Origin of the sequence: Flammeovirga agarivorans (assembly GCF_012641475.1) — a bacterium.
In the GTDB taxonomy this organism is placed as follows: domain Bacteria; phylum Bacteroidota; class Bacteroidia; order Cytophagales; family Flammeovirgaceae; genus Flammeovirga; species Flammeovirga agarivorans.
Genome location: NZ_JABAIL010000002.1, coordinates 169078 through 188424, shown reverse-complemented (window position 1 = coordinate 188424; position 19347 = coordinate 169078). Strand labels below are relative to the sequence as shown.

Here is a 19347-nt window from a genome sequence, read left to right as displayed (position 1 = left end):
ATTCAATTATTTATGTTGACAAAACTGATAGACCAAAAATTACTTTTTAGCATCACTCTTATTTTTTTATTATGTAATTCAGTGTTTGCTCAAGAATGTGAAGAGGCTTATAACAGAGCCAACACTCTATACGCGGAAGGTAAGTTATTACAAGTCCCATATGAACTTAATAATTGTATTGAAAGAGGGTTTGAATCTTCTGCAAAACAATTAAATGCTAGGAGACTAGTAATTCTTTCGTATTTATATTCTGATAGAGTAGTCGAAGCAGAAGATGCTATGCTTCAACTTTTAAAAGAAAATGCAGAGTATAAGCCAACTTCATCAGATCCTGCTGAATTAAGAAACCTTTATGAAAAGTTTAGAACTCGTCCAATAATGTCTTTAGGATTAGTTGGAGGGGCAACTTATAATCAGGCAACGGTTTCAAATACTTTTGGTGTAGGAGCCAAAGAGAACTATTCCAATGTAGAATACCAACCTCAAGTAAGCTTCAAAGCAGGTGTTTCCTTCTCTTTCTATTTAAGTCAGGTGATCCAGATTAATATATCACCTACCTATGAGAGTATAGTGTTTGAGACTGTCGAAAGACCTTTAGATTTCTCTACGACTACCATGAGAGAGAATCAAAATTGGTTGCATTTCCCTTTAACAATGAGGTTTGTAATTCTTCCTAAACAAAAAGTAAAACCTTTTATTGGGTTGGGAGGAAGTGCAAGAATGCAGATGAATGCGAGCATAGAAGGTACTCAGGCGTATGATAGTGAAGAAATTGCAGATATAGAAGCCACTACTATTGATATTTCTAAACAACGTCAAGAAATGCTTTATGATGCAATTGTACAATTGGGAATTCAGTTTAAAACACGTTTTTCTCACTGGTCAATTATTGGTTCATACAGTTATGCATTTCAAGATTTTAATAAACCTAATGCTCGATATGATAATAGTGAGCTAATTTTTAGTTACGGTTATATTGATAATGATGTAAAGATGGATGTTATATCATTGACTGTTGGTATAGCATACGACTTTTACAAACCTAAGAAATATAGAAAATACAAAACACTGGACTAACATGATCAAACGATTAGCATATTTTCTGATAATTTTATTGATGGGTTGTGAAACGGTAGATTCATATACATCAGAAGAAACATATATCAAGTTTTATGGAACGGAAGGTGAAGAAATTGGTCGTGATTTACTCGTTCAAGACGATGGTATGTTACTGTTGGGGACTACATCGTCTTCATCGTATTTAACTTCGATTTTATTGATCAAAACAGACCTAGCAGGAAATGAAATGTGGTCCTTGGAATTAGTAGAGGATTCGACACAAACATTTATTATTGATGATGCTGTAGGTTTACTTCAGACATCAGATAACGAAATTGTTGTGCTTGGTAATAGGGCTGTAGATGGAGAAAGATATGGAGTTCTTTTCACTATCAATTTAGAAACACCTTCAATTACTCTTTTCCAAGAAGTAAGAGCAGAAACTAAAGATGTTAACCAAGCTGTATTTAATGATATTGAAAAAATCACAGAAGGTGGATTTATAATAATAGGAGAGGTGAGAAACTTTGAAAACCCTAGTGTTCCGAACTCTGATTGGGATGTGATTAGTATTAAATATGATGAATCTGCAGGTAGACAATTGGAAAGGATCAATGGTTTTCAAGATAACCTAGATGATTACGGAGCTTCTGTAGTAGAAGGAGAAGATGGTAATTTTTATTTATTTGGATCAGTTACCATCAATAAAGTGAATGATCAAGGGGCAACTGTACCTGTTTCTGATATTAGAACAGTTCGAGTGAACTCTTTTTTAGTACCTGTTTGGGATAAATATTACGGGACAGCTAAAAATGAAATAGGTAATGAAATTACAACTTATAACAGTGATAGATATGTAATGGGTTCTCAAGAAAACTCTGAGAATAATATGGATATCATTATTTCGAAATTAGATCAGGATGGAGATCCAACCCTTTTTCAAACGATAGGAGAGGAAGGTATTGATCAAGGTTATCATATGGAAATTCATCCTTCTGGGATATATATTACAGGTAAAACAAACTCAGGTAGAGCAGATTTTAACATTTTCATCATGAAAATTTCTTTCCAAGGCGAATTGATTTGGACAAAGAAATTTGGATTTGAAGGAGATGATGAAGGTAGAAAAATTAATATTTTAGATGATGGTTCAATATTAGTTGTAGGTTCAGCTGTTTTTGGTAATTCAAGAAAGATATGTCTGTTAAAGACTGATTCTGATGGAAATTTATCGAAGATACCTACTAATACTGAGAATTAACTGATATCAGAATAATACAAATACTTACATCTAATTTTGTTAAAATGATAAACATATATCCTGAAACTTACGTAAATTATTAAAAGTTAATAAAGTTTAATAAGTTTAAGGGTTATAGGTAATCATCTATTTGTTCTATCGAATACTTATCATCATTTAAACTAAACACATATTAGGCTTTAACGAATTTCAAAAGTCGCTGATACTATTACTATGAATAAATACTACTCCCAAATATTTAAATTTTCGCTTGTTTTTATTTTTTATTTTTTGAGTGGTTCACTATATGCTCAATCAGTTTCAAGCTTTGATAGAATCATTTCTGGACCTAAAAAAACAAGTTCAGCAGTTCTTGCTTATGAACTTCATGGATCAGGACTTAATCCTACTACATCAGATTTTACTGTAGAAAAAGATGATGGTGGATGGACTGCTATTTCAAATACCAATATTGAAATTTTTCTTGTTCAAGAAACGGTAAATACGGACTATGATGTTTATATCTTCTTAGCAGGAGAATATGAAGATGGTTTAGATTATAGAGTAAATTATTCTGGAGATGGCCTAGATGAGGATTCAGAGGAATATGAAATTGACATTACAGAAGGTGATGAGTCTCCAGTTGTTTCGAACGCATTAAGTCCAACAGCAGATTTAGGTTCATCAAATACAGATAAAATTACAAGCTTAGATCGCTTGGTATTTACTGCAACGGCGACATCAGGAGAAACAATTTATATAAAAAATGGGACTACAACGATTGGTAGTACAGTTGCAACAGGAGGAGTGGATTTAATTGTGACAACCTCTTTAGCAGAAGGGGATCATGATATCTTTGCCTATAGTATTGATACTGATGGAAGATTGTCTTACACATCAACACCAATTGCAGTAACTATCGATCTAACTGACCCTGCTATGCCAGATGAGCCTACCTTTTTAGCAAACTCGACAAATGATACAGGTCCATTATCTAATGATAAGGTAACAAATAATACAACACCAACTATTAATGTAGATAATATAGATCATGTATCAGGTAGTCAAATTGTGATCACGAGTAATATTGATGGTGAAGTTGCAAGAGTATCGACTTCAGGTACTGATCAAGATATTACTTTAAGCGCTCTTAGTGATGGAGAACATGAATTAACAGCACATATCGAAGACTTAGCAGGTAATGAAGGAGATGCGTCAGATCCATTAACCAGAGTAATTATTGATACGGATGCTCCGGAGAAACCAAGCTTGAGTTTAACAACAGACACAGGGTCTAGTGATTCTGATTTAAGAACAAGAGAATCTTCTCCATCATTCTCAACGGATGCCGAGATCAATTCACTAATCACTTTATTGGAAGGGAGTTCAAATGTTGGGACTATTAAAAGTACAGGAACTACAAGTATTACTACAAATACAGCCTTAACATCGGCTAATACATATAATTATACAGTTACCGCAACAGATTCAGCAGGTAATGTTTCTACAGCATCAGATATTGTAGCAGTTGATTTTAATAATTCAGCTTTATCAAATATCACAAGTGTTGCATTAGATGGTGCCTCTGATTCGGGGTTAGGAGGGGATTTTATTACAAATATCAACACCCCTACATTCAATTGTGTGTTCCCAAGTGCAGCAAATACACTTGTCGTGACAAGTAATTTGGATGGAAATGTTGGTGGAGGAAGTATTTCTTCAGCTAACCAATCCTTTATGTTGTCAACCCTTCAAGAAGGCAACCATAGATTAACTTTCTATTTAGAAGATGTTTACGGTAATGTGAGTGGAAACACAACAGTTGATCTTGAAATAGATAGAACAGCTCCTTCTGTACCTACACTTGCTTTTGATCATAGTAGCTCGGACTTGGGAAGGAATAATATGGATTCTAGAACCAGTGATAACACACCAACATTTATAGTTACCGGAGATGTAGGGTCAACAATTAGAATATATGTTTCAGGTTCTCCAGTTGGCAATGTTTTCTGTACAGGAACAAATAGTATAACAACATCAGTAATTGCAAATGGTAATACTTCCTTTACTGCAAAAGCAATTGATGATGCTGGAAATGAATCATCTTCTCCAGCTGCAGTTCTTGTGGATATTAAGAACAACACCTCTATTTCTGCTCCAGCTACTTTTACATTAAAAAGTACTTCAGACAGCGGATCTTCTAATTCAGATAAAATAACTAATAATACAACACCTGAATTTGAATTAACAGGTGTTCCAAATGGTGATACCCCAGAAGTCATTATTTCTAGTAATATTGATGGGGAAGTAGCAAGAGTAGCGACTTCACTGGCAAGTTTAGACATTACATTACTTTCAGCATTAAGTGATAATACACATACACTTTCTGCTTATGTAGAGGATATTTATGGTAACCAAGGTGCAGTAGAAACGGAAAGTATCACTATCGATACTACACCACCTTCATTGTCAGCGGTGTCGATAAGCTCTGATAATGGTATTTCAACGTCATTAGCTGAGAATAATGATGATGTTACTCTTTCATTTACCTCAGATGAAACATTAGTAAGCCCTTTTTCAGCAACCCTAGATGGATCATCGATAGCTGCTTCTGTTTCAGGTCTGAATTATTCAGTGGTAAAAACAATGTCCGTTACTGGAGGTTCATCTTATTCTCCAATCTCGTTCTCAATTGCAGCTCAAGATATTGCCGGTAACACAGCTTCTGCGGTTACGTCAACTAATGATGCTAGTAGCGTGACAGTATTTCCAAACTTATCAAGCACTATTACAGCACCAGCAACTACTAATTATTGTGATGGTGAAAATACAGGGTATACGATTACAGGTACTGCTGTGGGTGGTGGATCTGGATCCTATTCATATGATTGGGAAAGAAGTAAAAATTCTGGTCCATATGCATCATTGACAAGCTCAGGTATTAATTTCACCGAGAATGAAGTGCTAACATCAGGGACATATAATTATAGAAGAAAAGTAACAAGTGAGGGTATCTCAGGTTATTCTAATGTTATTTCAATCACTGTTAATGATGATATAGCCAATAATATTGTTGATACTCCTTCGGATGATGAGTATTGTAACTCGGTGGCTGCGAATGCAATTTCACTTACTGCTCAAACTCCAACTGGAGGTACAGGAACATATTCTTATCAATGGGAAATAAGTTTAAATAATGGATCATCTTGGTCGAACGCAGGTACTTCAGCAGATTTGACGTATGGTTCGGCAATCAATACTTTAGGTACGATTCTTTTTAGAAGAACTGTAACAAGTAGTGGTTGTACATCTGTTTCTAATGAAATTGAAATAAATATTATTCCAAGCATCACCGATAATACATTAACTAATTTGTCTGGTGGAGCAACGATTTGTATCAACGAACCTATAGTTATTATTGGTTCTGCTCCAAATGGAGGTACAGGAGGGTATTCTTATCAGTGGCAGCAAAGAATTGGAATGGGGTCTTTTACCGATATTTCTGGTGAAACGTCTCAGAGTTATTATAATGCTTCTGTTTCAACTTCAGGTAATTACCAAATAAGAAGAGTAGTTACTTCTGGAGAGTGTAGTCATACTTCATCTCCAATTATGATTTCAGTTCCTAGTGAACCATCAGGTTATGCATTAACTCCATCGACAACCAATTATTCCGATCAAACTTCAACTGCAATTGCGTTGAGTGTGACAGGTTTAGTTTCAGGGGAAGGTTTTTACTGTTCTGGACCAGGTGTTATTACTTTAGGAGAAGGTGCGGGTAATAATTCATTTTATCCAAATATTGCAGGAGTGGGTAGCCATACTATTGATTATCATATTACATATGGTGATTGTGAAAAGGTTGTACCTGTATCTTTTACAGTATATGATGGATCAACAGTGATGAACTTAGATCAATTGTATTGTGAGGATGAGTCTGCAATCACATTGGATATTCCTGATGAGTCTTCATTTCCTGGTACATCACCATATACTTTAGTAGATTTTACAGGTCCAGGCGTAGCTCCAAGTGGAGGTGATTATGTCTTTACTCCCGAAGATGCATTAAGTATGGGGGCCGCAGACGGTGTAACAGAAACAGTTACTGTTACTGCAAATTACACAGATGCATTAAGTGTACCTTTCTCTATTACTCAAGATGTATCTATTACCAAAACACATGTAGCTTCAATTAATTTAAGTGATCCTTCATTTTGTGTTACAGATGCTGATGTTACCATTAATGCAAATGTTGACGGAGCGTTACAGACAACAAATGGAGAATTTCAACTTGGAAGCGGGCCTGTTGTAAATAATGAGATTACAATATCGCCATCGTCAATGACTCCCGGGAGTCATGTTTTAACATATACTTATCGTGATGTGAATGGTTGTACTGCAACTGATGATATCACAATCGAAATTAACGAATTACCCGATGTCAGCTTCAGGTATTTAGATCCAACCGATGATGGTAATTTCTGTTTCGACGAAGGATTGATCACTTTGGTGGGTGAGGTAGATGATATGGATGTGACCTCAGGAACTTTCTCAGGGAACCCAGGTATTACAAATATTGGAAATGGTCGAGCAACATTTGATCCTTCTTTAGCAGGAGGTGAATTATATGATGAAGATGAAGATTTTACAATCACTTTTACATATACAGATGGTACAACAAACTGTCAAAATAGTGTTGACTCTACTGTAAATGTATTTGGTTATGATGAAGTATTTATCGCATCAAACAATGCAGATTCTGTATGTTTTTCTGTTGAGGAAGTGATTTTCACTCCAATGGAAGGTTTCTCTCAATATTCAGGATCTGGCTCATTTACGATTGATACGGGTGGATTAACGAGTAATCCAGATGGTACGGCATCATTTGATCCAGAAACTGCTGCTATTGCTGCAGGAGAGACAAGTACTGGAGATTATTCTCGTCACATTCTTACATATACTTATAGCAACTCAAGAGGTTGTGATTTAAGTATAAAGGATACTATTTATGTGAGACCATTACCAGAAAAACCAACATTAGTATCTACAATCCCTTCTTACTGTTCTGATGATACAGACTTAGCCGATATTCAAGTAACAGGGGAGTCAGGTGCACAGTTTACTTGGTATTCTGATTCTGATCTAACTTTAGTTTCTAGTACAAGTAATATCCTTGAACCTAGTGATGCTCCTTCGATCACTTCAGATTCTGTTGTTACATACTATGTGAGACAAACAAATGTGGAGACATGTACCAGTGATACTTTGCAAGTGCATATTATGATTTATGCTAAACCACTTGCACCATCGTTATCAATAGCCAACGATACGGAGTATTGTTCAGGTGAAACAGTAACAGCACTATCTGTTGCTTCAGCAGGACAAAATATTAAATGGTATACTTCAAGTGCATTAGGAACACCTGTAGGTTTAGGAGATACATTTACTCCTGTATTGAATACAAACGTTTCAAATGATTCTACGGTAAGTTATTATGTTACAGAAACTATAAATGGTTGCGAAGGCCCTTATTCAGTTTTAACGATAGATATCAATAAAACACCGGATGCTCCAACTGCTAACTCGGTACCTCAGGTATGTTCAGGAGGGGCTTTACCTCAATTAAGTGTATCCACAGGTAGTGATGTAAATTGGTATGCAAGTGCAGACAAATCAGGTGGAGCATTAGTTACAGGTACTACAACCTATACGCCATCTTTTGATACCAATGTAGTGAATGATTCCACAGTGAGTTTTTATGCTACAAGTACTTCATTAGATGGGTGTGAAAGTGATGTAACTCAAATTGATGTTGTTATTACCGCATTGCCTGCATCTCCAAGTATTAGTGCAATAACTCCTTATTGTGAAGGAGATCCATTGCAATCTATCACAGCAACTGGTGAGGTAGGAGCTACATATACTTGGTATTCAGATGAAAGTTTAGATCCATTATATGTGGAGTCGACATCGCAGGTGTTTGATCCGATGAGAGACGCACCAAGTTTTGCAACTTACGATACATTAAACTTCTGGGTGGTTCAAACTTCAGGAGGTTGTACTTCTTTAGCCACTAAAGTTGATATTCCTGTTTATCCTACTCCAGCAAAACCAACAGTGGATAATATCAATCCGATCTATTGTTCTGGAGAAACGATAAATGCTATTAATGTTACATCTGGATCGAATATTAGATGGTATAACGATCCTTCTTTAACGACGGTCATATCATCTAGCACATCATATACACCAATTGATCCCAATGCATCCAATGATTACACTCAAAAGTATTATGTAACACAAATACAGAATGGTTGTGAGAGTGATACAACTGAGATTACTTTGGTCATTAATAAAAAGCCAGATGAACCTACGGTAATTGGAGATATGAGCTATTGTTCAGGCGAAACCGTTTCGGCTTTAGCAGTTACAGGGTCGGTTGATAATGATGTAAGATGGTATACTGCTGATGATAGAGTGAATCCTGTATCCACAGCGCTAACATATACTCCTTCAATTTCTACAGTAGTTACTACAGAGGAAACACACCTATTTTATGTGACCGATTCACACCTAGGTTGTGAGGGACCTGCAAGAGAAGTGACAATTGTAGTGCATCCACTACCTACCTTAAGTATTGTAGGTTCATTAACTGAAGAAACTACATATTGTAAGAGTGTTGGTAATGTAGGTATGACAGGTACGCCAGCTGGAGGTAACTTTATTTCTCCTACTGGTGCAGTTGTTAACCAATCTGGTAGTACGTTTAATATCGATATGGAAGACTCACCACTAGGTAGTCATACGGTTAGATATATTTATACAAACGATAATAATTGTCAGGATTCAATTGATTATACATTCAATATTGTGGATGTGCCAGAAGTTGATTTCTCATCACAAGTGTTCTGTAATACACAACAAGTAGAGTTTACAGATTTAACAACGATTGGTGATACAACTACTATTGTATCTTGGACTTATAATTTTGGAGTAGATGGGGTAGTAGTTCTTACTGATCCTGATCAGGCAAGTGTTTATACTCATGACTTTGCGACTCCTGGAGATAAAACGGTTACATTAACAGTAGAAACCAGTCAAGGATGTACCAATATTTCTACTACTAAAAATATATTTATAGGTTCACCTCCAACTGTTGAATATGAATGGTTAGTTTCTGAATTTGATGCCAACATGTTGTTTACCGATATGTCAGCACCTGCAGAAAGAGATACTATTGATTCATGGGATTGGGATTTCGGTGATGGTAATTCTGAAATCATAACTTCAGCGAGTGGAGCAACGGATGGTAGTACATCTTATAGATATTCTTCTCCAGGTGTTTACGATGTTACATTAACAGTAAATACAACAAGAGGTTGTTCTAGAGTATTAACTGAAAGCGTATATGTTCTTCCAAGAGTTTTCTTAACATCTGAAGATGATGAATATATCCAAAATTTCAATTTAGATGATGGTGATTGGGTGCCTCGTGGAGATGATTATAGTTGGGAATATGGTATGGCAACAGGTGAAAACCTAACATCAACTTCTAATGCTTGGGTGACAGATTTGACATCAAATTACAATATCAATGAGGAGTCGTATTTACATACACCTTCTTTTGATCTTAGCGGTTTAAGTAGACCAATGATGACATTTGATATGCAATTAGATGCTGAAACAGGAGCCGATGGTGTTGTACTTCAGTATTCATTGGACTCAGGACAAACATGGTTAGTTCTTGGAGCTGTTTCAGATCCTATCAATTGGTATAATAGTAGTAACATTCGATCAAACCCTGGTAACCAATCTTCAACTTCTGAAGCTCCAGATCCAATTGGTTGGACGGGTTCAGCCACTGAAGATGGCGGTATATTTAATAATTCTTTATCTATTCGACATAGTTTAGACCAATTTATTGGTGAGGAACACCTAAGGTTTAGATTTGCCTTTAGATCTAACTCAGATTTGGAAGATGAAGGTGTTATGATCGACAACTTCTATATTGGAAATCGTCATAAATCTGTTGTTATAGAGACCATGACGAATGCAGGAGAAGCATCAATTAATAGTAATATGGTCACATTAGATTCGTTAATGAATCCATTAGCACTTGATGTAATCTCTATTAATTATCATGTGAAACAAGATGGATTGTCTGATTCATTGAACTTGGATAATCCAGAACCGCCATCTGGACGTACTTTCCAATATGGTATTTCAGATGCTCCAACTACTATTGTTGATGGTAACGCATTCTTAGGTTATACTTTTGATTTTGTACAGAACAATAATCATATCAATCCGATCATGTCTAGAATATTATTGGATCCTGAATTCGATATTTCTATCCAATTGCCGGATGTAGGTGGTGAAGATGAGATTGAAGTAAGTGTTACGGCTAACAAGGCCTTCTCTTCTGATGAAGTTGAGATTGTAGTACATTTAATCACTGTTGAAAGAGAGATTAATGGTATCGAAACTTCAGAGGGCTTCTTAACTCATAAAGATGTTATGAAATCTATGAGTCCAGCTCCTGGTTCTGAAGGGACAAGTTTTGTAGGTAGAAGTTGGGAAAATGGAAGTACCGAAACATTTACTGTAGCATGGGATAATCCACAAGTTTATAGTACTGATCAGGCAGAAGTAATCGCACTAGTTCAGGATAATATCTCAAGAGAAATTTATCAGGCTATAAGAGTAAGTGTTTCTGATCTAGTATCAACTGATCCAAAAAATGTTACCTCAATATCAGATGATTTAGAAGGTTGGTCACTGTATCCAAACCCAGCAAGTCAGTCTGTTAAAGTTTCTGCCCCATCATTGTTGCAAAATTGTGAGTGGATTTTATCAGATATAAATGGTAAAAAAGTAGCCGAAGGTGCTTTCTCTGGAAACAATTATTCTATTGATCTAGATCGTTTCCCTACAGGTATATATGTGATTCGACATATTCACGATGGAGATAAAATTGGAAATGCTTTAAAATTGGTAATTACAAAATAGAATTTCCTTTTTACATAAATTCAAAAACACACACTCTTACAGCAGTGTGTGTTTTTTTTATTTGTATGGAAATGTTAGAAGTATAGATTGAAATTATGTTTAATCTCTCAGTGATTCATTCTATCTTTGCACAAATTTTAAATCTATGATAGAGACATTAACAGCAGAACAGGTTAAGCTTCAAAAGCGATTACATAAAAATGTTTGGAAAGCAATTGATGATTATAAGCTTATTGAGGATGGAGATAAGGTGATGGTTTGCTTATCTGGAGGAAAAGATAGTTATACTATGTTGGATATATTATTACATGTTCAGCATACAAAAAAGTATGATTTCGAGATTATTGCTGTTAATCTTGATCAGAAACAGCCGGGTTTTCCAGAGCATATTTTACCCGAGTACTTAGATAAATTAGGTGTTGATTATAAGATTTTGAATAAAGACACGTACTCGATTGTAACTGAAAAGTTGGGTGAAGGGAAGACGATGTGTTCTTTATGCTCTAGATTGAGAAGAGGTACTTTATATACTGCCGCAGAAGAATTAGGTGTGACAAAAATCGCATTAGGTCACCATAGAGATGATATCATTGAGACATTTCTGTTGAATATGTTTTTTAGTGGTAAGTTGGAAGCAATGCCACCAATCTATAAAACAGACGACCAAAAACATGTTGTTATAAGACCTTTGGCATATTGTAAAGAGAAAGATATTGAGGTGTTTTCTGAATTAAAGGAATTCCCTATTATTCCATGTAATTTATGTGGTTCTCAACCAAAACTTCAACGTCAAATGGTTAAAAATATGTTGAAAGAATGGGAGAAAGATTATCCAGATAGATCAGAAGTTATTTTTAATTCATTGAAAAACACTTCTCCATCTCACCTATTAGATAGAGATCTTTATGATTATCAAAACTTCAAAATGATAGAACCACCTATCAAGAGTTAATTGATATTGTATATAAATATGAAAAGAGGCATTTTAAATATTAAAGTGTCTCTTTTTTTGTTTGCTTTTATTCAACTATCTTAATACTAGAATTAGAAGGTAAGGAAATATGGACTCACTCTGGCACATGCATAACTTTGATTTATATTCAATTTTATGCCCAACGAAAATTAACAACTACTTTAAAAATAATGGCTTAATGTTCAAAAAAGGAGAAGTGATCTACTTCCCTGAAGACGAAGAACAGAAAATCTATTTAGTGAGTAAAGGAAAGGTCAAATTATGTAAATACAATCAAGATGGGGAAGAAATAGTAAAACTGATTTTATCTAAAGGTGAAATATTTGGAGAGAAAATTCTTCTAGGTCAGCAGAAAAGAGATGAATATGCAATTGCTGAGGGAGATAATACTGCCCTATGTCTTTTATCTATTGAAAAAATGAGAAACTTAATGAGGGATAACGAACAGTTTGGTTTGTATATCTATAAGCTTATAGGTTTGAGAATAAAAAAAATAGAGAGAAGATTAGAAATTCTTGTATGTAAAGATGCTGATGAACGCTTAATTGAATTTATTAAAGATATTTTTGATGATGAGTTTAGCGATGGAAATACTGTAAAACACCATTATTCACAGAATGATATCTCGAAGTTAATCGGTACATCAAGAGAAACCGTTTCTAAATTAATGAGCAAGTACAAGAAGTTAGATATACTAGATTATACACGATCTTCTATCACTTTAAAAAACAAAACGAATTTGTTACAGATGCTTGACACCGAATAACCTAATATTTTCCATAAAAAGTGATGATTTTACACTAATCAAAAATGTAAAAAATACAATTTATAGTATCTAGATTCTTTGTGTTATAAATAAAACATGCTTTTGATATTTTGTCATAATTCATCTTATAAATACGAAATATTCATTATAATGTGGTATTTATTAATGATTTATTAAAAAATACTCTTATATTTGAAAGTGTTGTGAACGTAAAAGCTTTGTGAGGAAAGAACAAAATACAAATAGATAGTAATTATTATTCTTAGATTCTTAAAAATTAGGATTGCTATATAGCTAACAACAGACCTCCAAAGTCCAACAATTATCGAAAATCGGAAGACGCTTTATTTATGGAACACAGATTAACGGCCTTTAAGGACAATTGTGGTTTTGGTATGATTGCCAACTACAAGAATCAGCCCTCAAGGCAAATGACTTTAGACGCTATAGAAGCCTTATCAAGAATGATTCACCGTGGTGCAATTGCAGCAGATGGTGTGAGTGGTGATGGTAGTGGTTTCTTATTCTCAATGCCAGATAAATTCATGCGAAAAGAAGCTGAACTTAATGGTATTGACCTTCCGCAACGTTATGCTGTTGCAATGATGTTCTTGACAGATGCGGATAAACAAAAAGAATTATTTTCTGAATACTGTGAAAGAAACGATTTAAAGGTATTATTCACTAGAAATGTACCTTTAAATACAGAAGTATTAGGTAAGCAAGCTTTTGAATTGCTACCAGATATCGTTCAAGCATTTGTAGTACCAAATGCTTTGATGTCTACGAAACGTTTCTCAGCTCTCTTATATCTTACAAGAAAAGAAGTAGAGCATGCTTTAAGAGAAGACGAAGGATTCTATATTCCTTCATTCTCAGAAAAAGTAGTTTCGTACAAAGGATTAGTAATGCCAACTCATATCAAAGAGCTTTTTGTTGATTTACAACAAGAAGAATTTGAGGTGTCATTTGCTGTATTCCACCAACGTTTCTCAACGAATACATTGCCTCAGTGGAGATTAGCTCAACCATTTAGAACATTAGCTCATAATGGTGAGATTAACTCAATCCAAGCTAACCGCTTTAATTTCTCAATTAAGCAAGAGGTATTAAAATCAGAGGTATTTACTGAAGAAGAATTAGAAAGAATCTTCCCGATTTTAGTACCGGGTGGATCAGATTCAGCTTCATTAGATAATGCTTTTGAATTCCTAGTAACGGCTGGTATGGATTTCTTCCAAGCAGCTCGTTCAGTAGTGCCTGCACCATGGCAAAACGTACCAAACTTAGATGCTAAACTTAGATCATTCTATGAATATGCAGCAAGTAACTTTGAGGCATGGGATGGTCCAGCAGCATTAAACCTATGTGATGGTCGTCACTTAGGCTGTGTACTAGATAGAAATGGTTTAAGACCTGCAAAATATATCATCACCAACGATAACAGAATTGTTATTAGTTCTGAGTATGGTGTAATTGATCTTGAGGAAGATAATATCAGAGAGCAAGGTAAATTGCAATCTGGCCAAATGATTGGTATTGATCTTCGTTATGGAACAATTTTAAAGCATGATGAAATTAATACATACCTGAAAGAGGCTAGACCTTGGGGTAAATGGATTCATGAAAATAGTGCATATCTAATGGAACATGTGGATAAGAACTTCTTAACCATGGACGATTATAGATATGACGATATTGTAGACAAGCAACGTTACCATAACTACACAAACGAAGTGTTAGAAGGTGTTGTTCGTCCGATGATTGAAACTGGTAAAGAAGATACAGGTTCTATGGGTGATGATACACCATTAGCTTGTTTCTCAAATGTTCAAAGAAACTTTACTGATTTCTTCCGTCAGAAATTCGCTCAAGTAACCAACCCACCGATTGACCCATTACGTGAGAAAATGGTAATGTCAACGGCAGTTACTTTTGGTAGAAATAATAACGTATTAATTGATGGACCAAACAATGCACATCGTTTGAAATCAATGTCTCCAATTCTTTCTTATGAGCACTTTGATGTGTTAAGAAGATTTGGCTTGAATAACGATTCGTTGTATGATCCACATTACACAAATAAAACCTTCAGTACTGCTTTTACTACAGATTTAGAAAAAGCATTACATGATTTAGGTGAAACAGTAGAAAACTCTGTAAGAGACGAGGATACTTCTATTGTGATGTTAGATGATAGATATTTATCTAAATCACAAAAGCTGATCCCAATGCCAATGGCTGTTGGTTATGTAAGTAACCACCTTGCTAAAAAAGGCTTAAGATCTCAAGTGTCTATCGTTGCAATTACAGGTGAGGTGTATGACTCCCACTCAGCAGCCGTTCTATTAGCAACCGGAGCAACAGGTATTTACCCATACCTATTGTTTGGTACAGCACTTCAAGTAGCAGAAAACTTAGGTGCAGACTCGTACATGACTCGTAAGAAATCATTAATTAAAGTTCAAAAAGCTTTAAATGCTGGTTTATTAAAGATCATGTCGAAAATGGGTATTGCAACAATTGAATCTTACCAAAACTCATCTCTATTTGATGTGATTGGTCTTAGCAATTCAATCGTTGATCAGTGTTTCCAAAGAAGTGAAGCTCTAATCCCAGGTCTTGACTTCTCTGATATTGAAGAAAGAATTGAAGCTTATCACAAAGCAGCTTACAAAACAAGATTCATCAAAAAGATGTATCCTCTTGAAGTAGGTTCTTTCTACAAGTACGCTGAAAATGGAGAATATCATGATTTCGCTCCTAAAGTAGCACAAAGTATCAGAAAATTTGCTGTAACAGGTAAATCTGAAGACTATGCTGAATTAAGAGATCAGATTAATAACAGAGGTTTACGTATGATTCGTGACTTCTTTGTATTCAAATCTGATAGAAAGCCGATTGATATTTCTAAGGTTGAACCAATTGAGGCAATTACAAAGAGATTTACATCTGCAGCGATGTCTCTAGGTTCAATTTCACCAGAAGCTCACGAAGCTTTAGCAGAAGCAATGAATACAATTGGTGGTCAATCTAACTCTGGTGAGGGTGGAGAAGATCCTAAGCGTTTCAATACAATCAAAAACTCTAAGATTAAGCAAGTTGCTTCTGGTAGATTCGGTGTAACACCACACTACTTAAGAAATGCTGAAGAAATTCAAATTAAAGTAGCACAAGGTGCCAAACCAGGTGAAGGTGGACAGTTACCAGGTTCAAAAGTAACATCTTTAATTGCAGAATTAAGATGTACAATTCCAGGTGTAACACTAATTTCTCCTCCTCCACACCACGATATCTACTCAATTGAGGACCTTGCTCAATTAATCTATGATTTAAAGCAAGTGAACCCTAAGGCCCGTATCTGTGTTAAGTTGGTATCAACTGCAGGTGTAGGTACTATTGCAGTAGGTGTAGCAAAAGCATATGCAGATAAAATTATTATCTCAGGTGCTGATGGTGGTACTGGTGCAGCTCAATTAGGTTCAATTAAGTTTGCAGGTAACCCTTGGGAACTTGGATTGGCTGAAGCACACAATGCACTAAAAGTGAACTCACTTCGTCACTTTGTAGAAGTACAAACTGATGGTGGCTTGAAAACGGGTCTTGACCTAGTAAAAGCTTCAATCATTGGTGCAGAAAGCTTTGCATTCGGTACATCATTATTGACAACTATTGGTTGTAAGATCTTAAGAGTTTGTCACCTTAATAAGTGTTCAGTAGGTATTGCAACTCAATCAGAGCAATTGAGAGCTTACTACATGGGTACTGTGAAAGGTGTAGTGAACTACTTACAAGCAATGGCTGAAGAGGTTAGAGAAATCTTAGCAGAATTAGGATATACTTCATTAGATGAGATCATTGGTAAAACTCATTTATTAGATGTAATTGACAATGACTTTGCGAAGAAATTTAACTTCAAGGATGTTCTTTACTATGCAGAAGGTAAAGACATTAGAGAAAAAGCTTCTAATGAGCCATTTGATCCAAACGAATTCGAACAAGAGATCTTGTCAGAATTGATGCCAGTGATCAAAGGACCACATTATAGAACAGTTCTTGATAAAGAAATTGTAAACACTAATCGTAGTTTTGGTGCAAGAATTTCAGGTCAAATCGCAGAATTCCACGGAAAGAAAGGTTTACCAAAAGAACTAATTACAATTAATCTTACAGGTACAGCAGGACAATCATTTGGTTGTTTACTAAGCCATGGTATGTTATTATCCTTGAAAGGTACTGGTAACGATTATGTTGGTAAAGGTATGAGTGGTGGACATATTATCATCACTCCAAAAGATGGTATTACTGAAGGACGTAACTTAGCAGGTAACACTTGTTTATATGGTGCAACTGGAGGTAAACTATTTGTTAGAGGTGAAGTAGGTGAACGTTTTGCCGTAAGAAACTCAGGAGCTTTAGCTGTTGTAGAAGGAACGGGTGATCACCCATGTGAATACATGACTGGTGGTACTGTAGTTATCCTTGGAAAAACAGGTAACAACTTCGGAGCAGGTATGACTGGTGGTGTTGCTTTTGTCTATGACAAAACAAACTCATTCATCGACAAGATGAACCAGGAACTTATCAAGGCAAGACGTATTGATACAGATGAAGGAGATGAAGGACGTTTCTACTTACAGAGAATCTTACGTAGCTACTTGTTCCGTACTGGTTCTACAAAGGCGAAACATATCCTTGATCATTTCCGTGAGGAAGTAAGATACTTCTACATGGTAACATCTAAAGATATGAAGTCTCCATTAAACCCAATGGAAGGCAATTAGATTTAAAGATGTGGGTATTTAATTACCCACATTCTTAAAAATTTAAATCCATTCACCTCAACAAAAGAATTTAGAATTATGTATGAATTCACTAAAATAGAACGTATTACACCAACTCTTCGTCCTGCAGATGAAAGAGTAGGGAACTTTGATGAGATCAACGAAGTATATACTACTTCTGAAACGGCCTCACAAGCTTCACGATGCGTACAATGTGGTAACCCTTATTGTTCATCAGTAGGTTGTCCATTAAGTAATTATATTCCTCAATGGTTACGCTTTATTGCTGAAAAAGATTTAGAACAAGCATTTAAAATTTCTAACGAGAGTTCTCCTTTCCCAGAAATTTTAGGTAGAATCTGTCCACAAGACCGTTTGTGTGAAGGAGCTTGTACTCTAAATGATGGTAATGAAGAAGAAACAATTGGAGCCATTACTATCGGTTCAATTGAGGTAGCAATTAGTGAAAAAGGCTTTAAAAAAGGTTTTAAACCTGAATTTGCTGAGAAATTAACGAACAAAAAGGTAGCTATCGTAGGTTCTGGTCCTGCAGGTTTATCTTGTGCTACTTTCTTATTAAGAGCTGGTGTTAAGCCAGTTGTTTTTGAAAAAGCAGATAAAGCTGGTGGATTACTTACTTATGGTATTCCTGGTTTTAAACTTGAAAAACATGCTGTAGAAAGAAGAATCGAATTACTTCTTGAAGCAGGTATGGAACTACATACAGGTGTAGATATCGGAAATGATGTAACATTAGAATCATTAAATAAAGATTACGATGCAGTGTTCTTAGGAGTAGGAGCAATGGCAGGTAGAGCTTTAGGTAATGAAGCTTACAATTCTGATAACATCTACATGGCTGTTCCTTTCTTGACGAATATCCAAAAGAAAATTGAGGAAAAGCAGTATGATAAAAAATATAGTGTTGAAGGAAAACGTGTAGTTGTAATTGGTGGAGGTGATACCGCTATGGACTGTGTAAGAACTTCAATTAGAGAGAAAGCAGCAAAAGTAACATGTTTCTATCGTCGTGACGAAGAGAACATGCCTGGTAGCCGCAAAGAAGTGAGGGCAGCGAAAGACGAAGGTGTAGAATTTAAGTTCTTAACATCTCCAAAAAACTTTGTTGCTGATGATGAAGGTAATGTTTACGGAGCAAAATTCGTAGATATGAAACTTTCTGAACCAGATGCTTCAGGTAGACAGGCTGTTTCTGAGGTTGAAGGATCAGAGGCAATTGTTGAAGCTGATGTATTTATTCTAGCTCTTGGTTTTAGTAATGAAAAATTAAAATGGATTACTGATGCAGGAGTAGAAACAAACGAGTGGGGAGCGATCAAAACTAACGACAAAGGTGAAACATCATTAAAGAATGTATTCGCTGGTGGCGATAGTGTAAGAGGGGCTGATTTAGTTGTTACTGCAGCTCTTGATGGAAGAGAGGCTGCAATGTCCATTTTAGAATCGATTTTCGATGAAGAACCTGTAACTGTTTAATAACGGTAATAGGTTTATA

The 19347-nt window shown here is 35.5% G+C and carries 7 protein-coding genes; all 7 read left to right on the top strand.

The features are described 5' to 3' along the window. The first annotated feature begins 12 nt into the window (after nucleotides 1-12). The 7 genes from HGP29_RS05535 (at nucleotide 13) to HGP29_RS05505 (ending at nucleotide 19328) form a co-directional block, all read left to right on the top strand. The gene (locus HGP29_RS05535) at nucleotides 13-1077 is read left to right on the top strand and encodes an outer membrane beta-barrel protein (protein WP_168881380.1); all 1065 of its coding nucleotides are present in this window, start codon (nucleotides 13-15) and stop codon (nucleotides 1075-1077) included. 1 nt (nucleotide 1078) lies between these two features. Then, nucleotides 1079-2320, top strand: coding sequence for a hypothetical protein (locus tag HGP29_RS05530; RefSeq protein WP_168881379.1), 1242 nt, complete (start codon nucleotides 1079-1081; stop codon nucleotides 2318-2320). A 270-nt stretch (nucleotides 2321-2590) separates the two neighbouring features. Next, nucleotides 2591-11308, top strand: coding sequence for an Ig-like domain-containing protein (locus tag HGP29_RS05525; RefSeq protein ID WP_168881378.1), 8718 nt, complete (start codon nucleotides 2591-2593; stop codon nucleotides 11306-11308). Nucleotides 11309-11453: 145 nt separating this feature from the next. After that, nucleotides 11454-12260, top strand: coding sequence for a tRNA 2-thiocytidine(32) synthetase TtcA (gene ttcA, locus HGP29_RS05520; protein WP_168881377.1), 807 nt, complete (start codon nucleotides 11454-11456; stop codon nucleotides 12258-12260). Nucleotides 12261-12369: 109 nt separating this feature from the next. After that, the gene (locus tag HGP29_RS05515) at nucleotides 12370-13047 is read left to right on the top strand and encodes a Crp/Fnr family transcriptional regulator (RefSeq protein ID WP_168881376.1); all 678 of its coding nucleotides are present in this window, start codon (nucleotides 12370-12372) and stop codon (nucleotides 13045-13047) included. Between the two features lie 350 nt (nucleotides 13048-13397). Further along, nucleotides 13398-17831, top strand: coding sequence for a glutamate synthase large subunit (gene gltB / locus HGP29_RS05510; RefSeq protein WP_168881375.1), 4434 nt, complete (start codon nucleotides 13398-13400; stop codon nucleotides 17829-17831). Nucleotides 17832-17909: 78 nt separating this feature from the next. After that, nucleotides 17910-19328: a glutamate synthase subunit beta gene (locus HGP29_RS05505; protein WP_168881374.1), complete on the top strand. Its 1419-nt coding sequence runs from the start codon at nucleotides 17910-17912 to the stop codon at nucleotides 19326-19328. Nucleotides 19329-19347 lie beyond the last annotated feature (19 nt).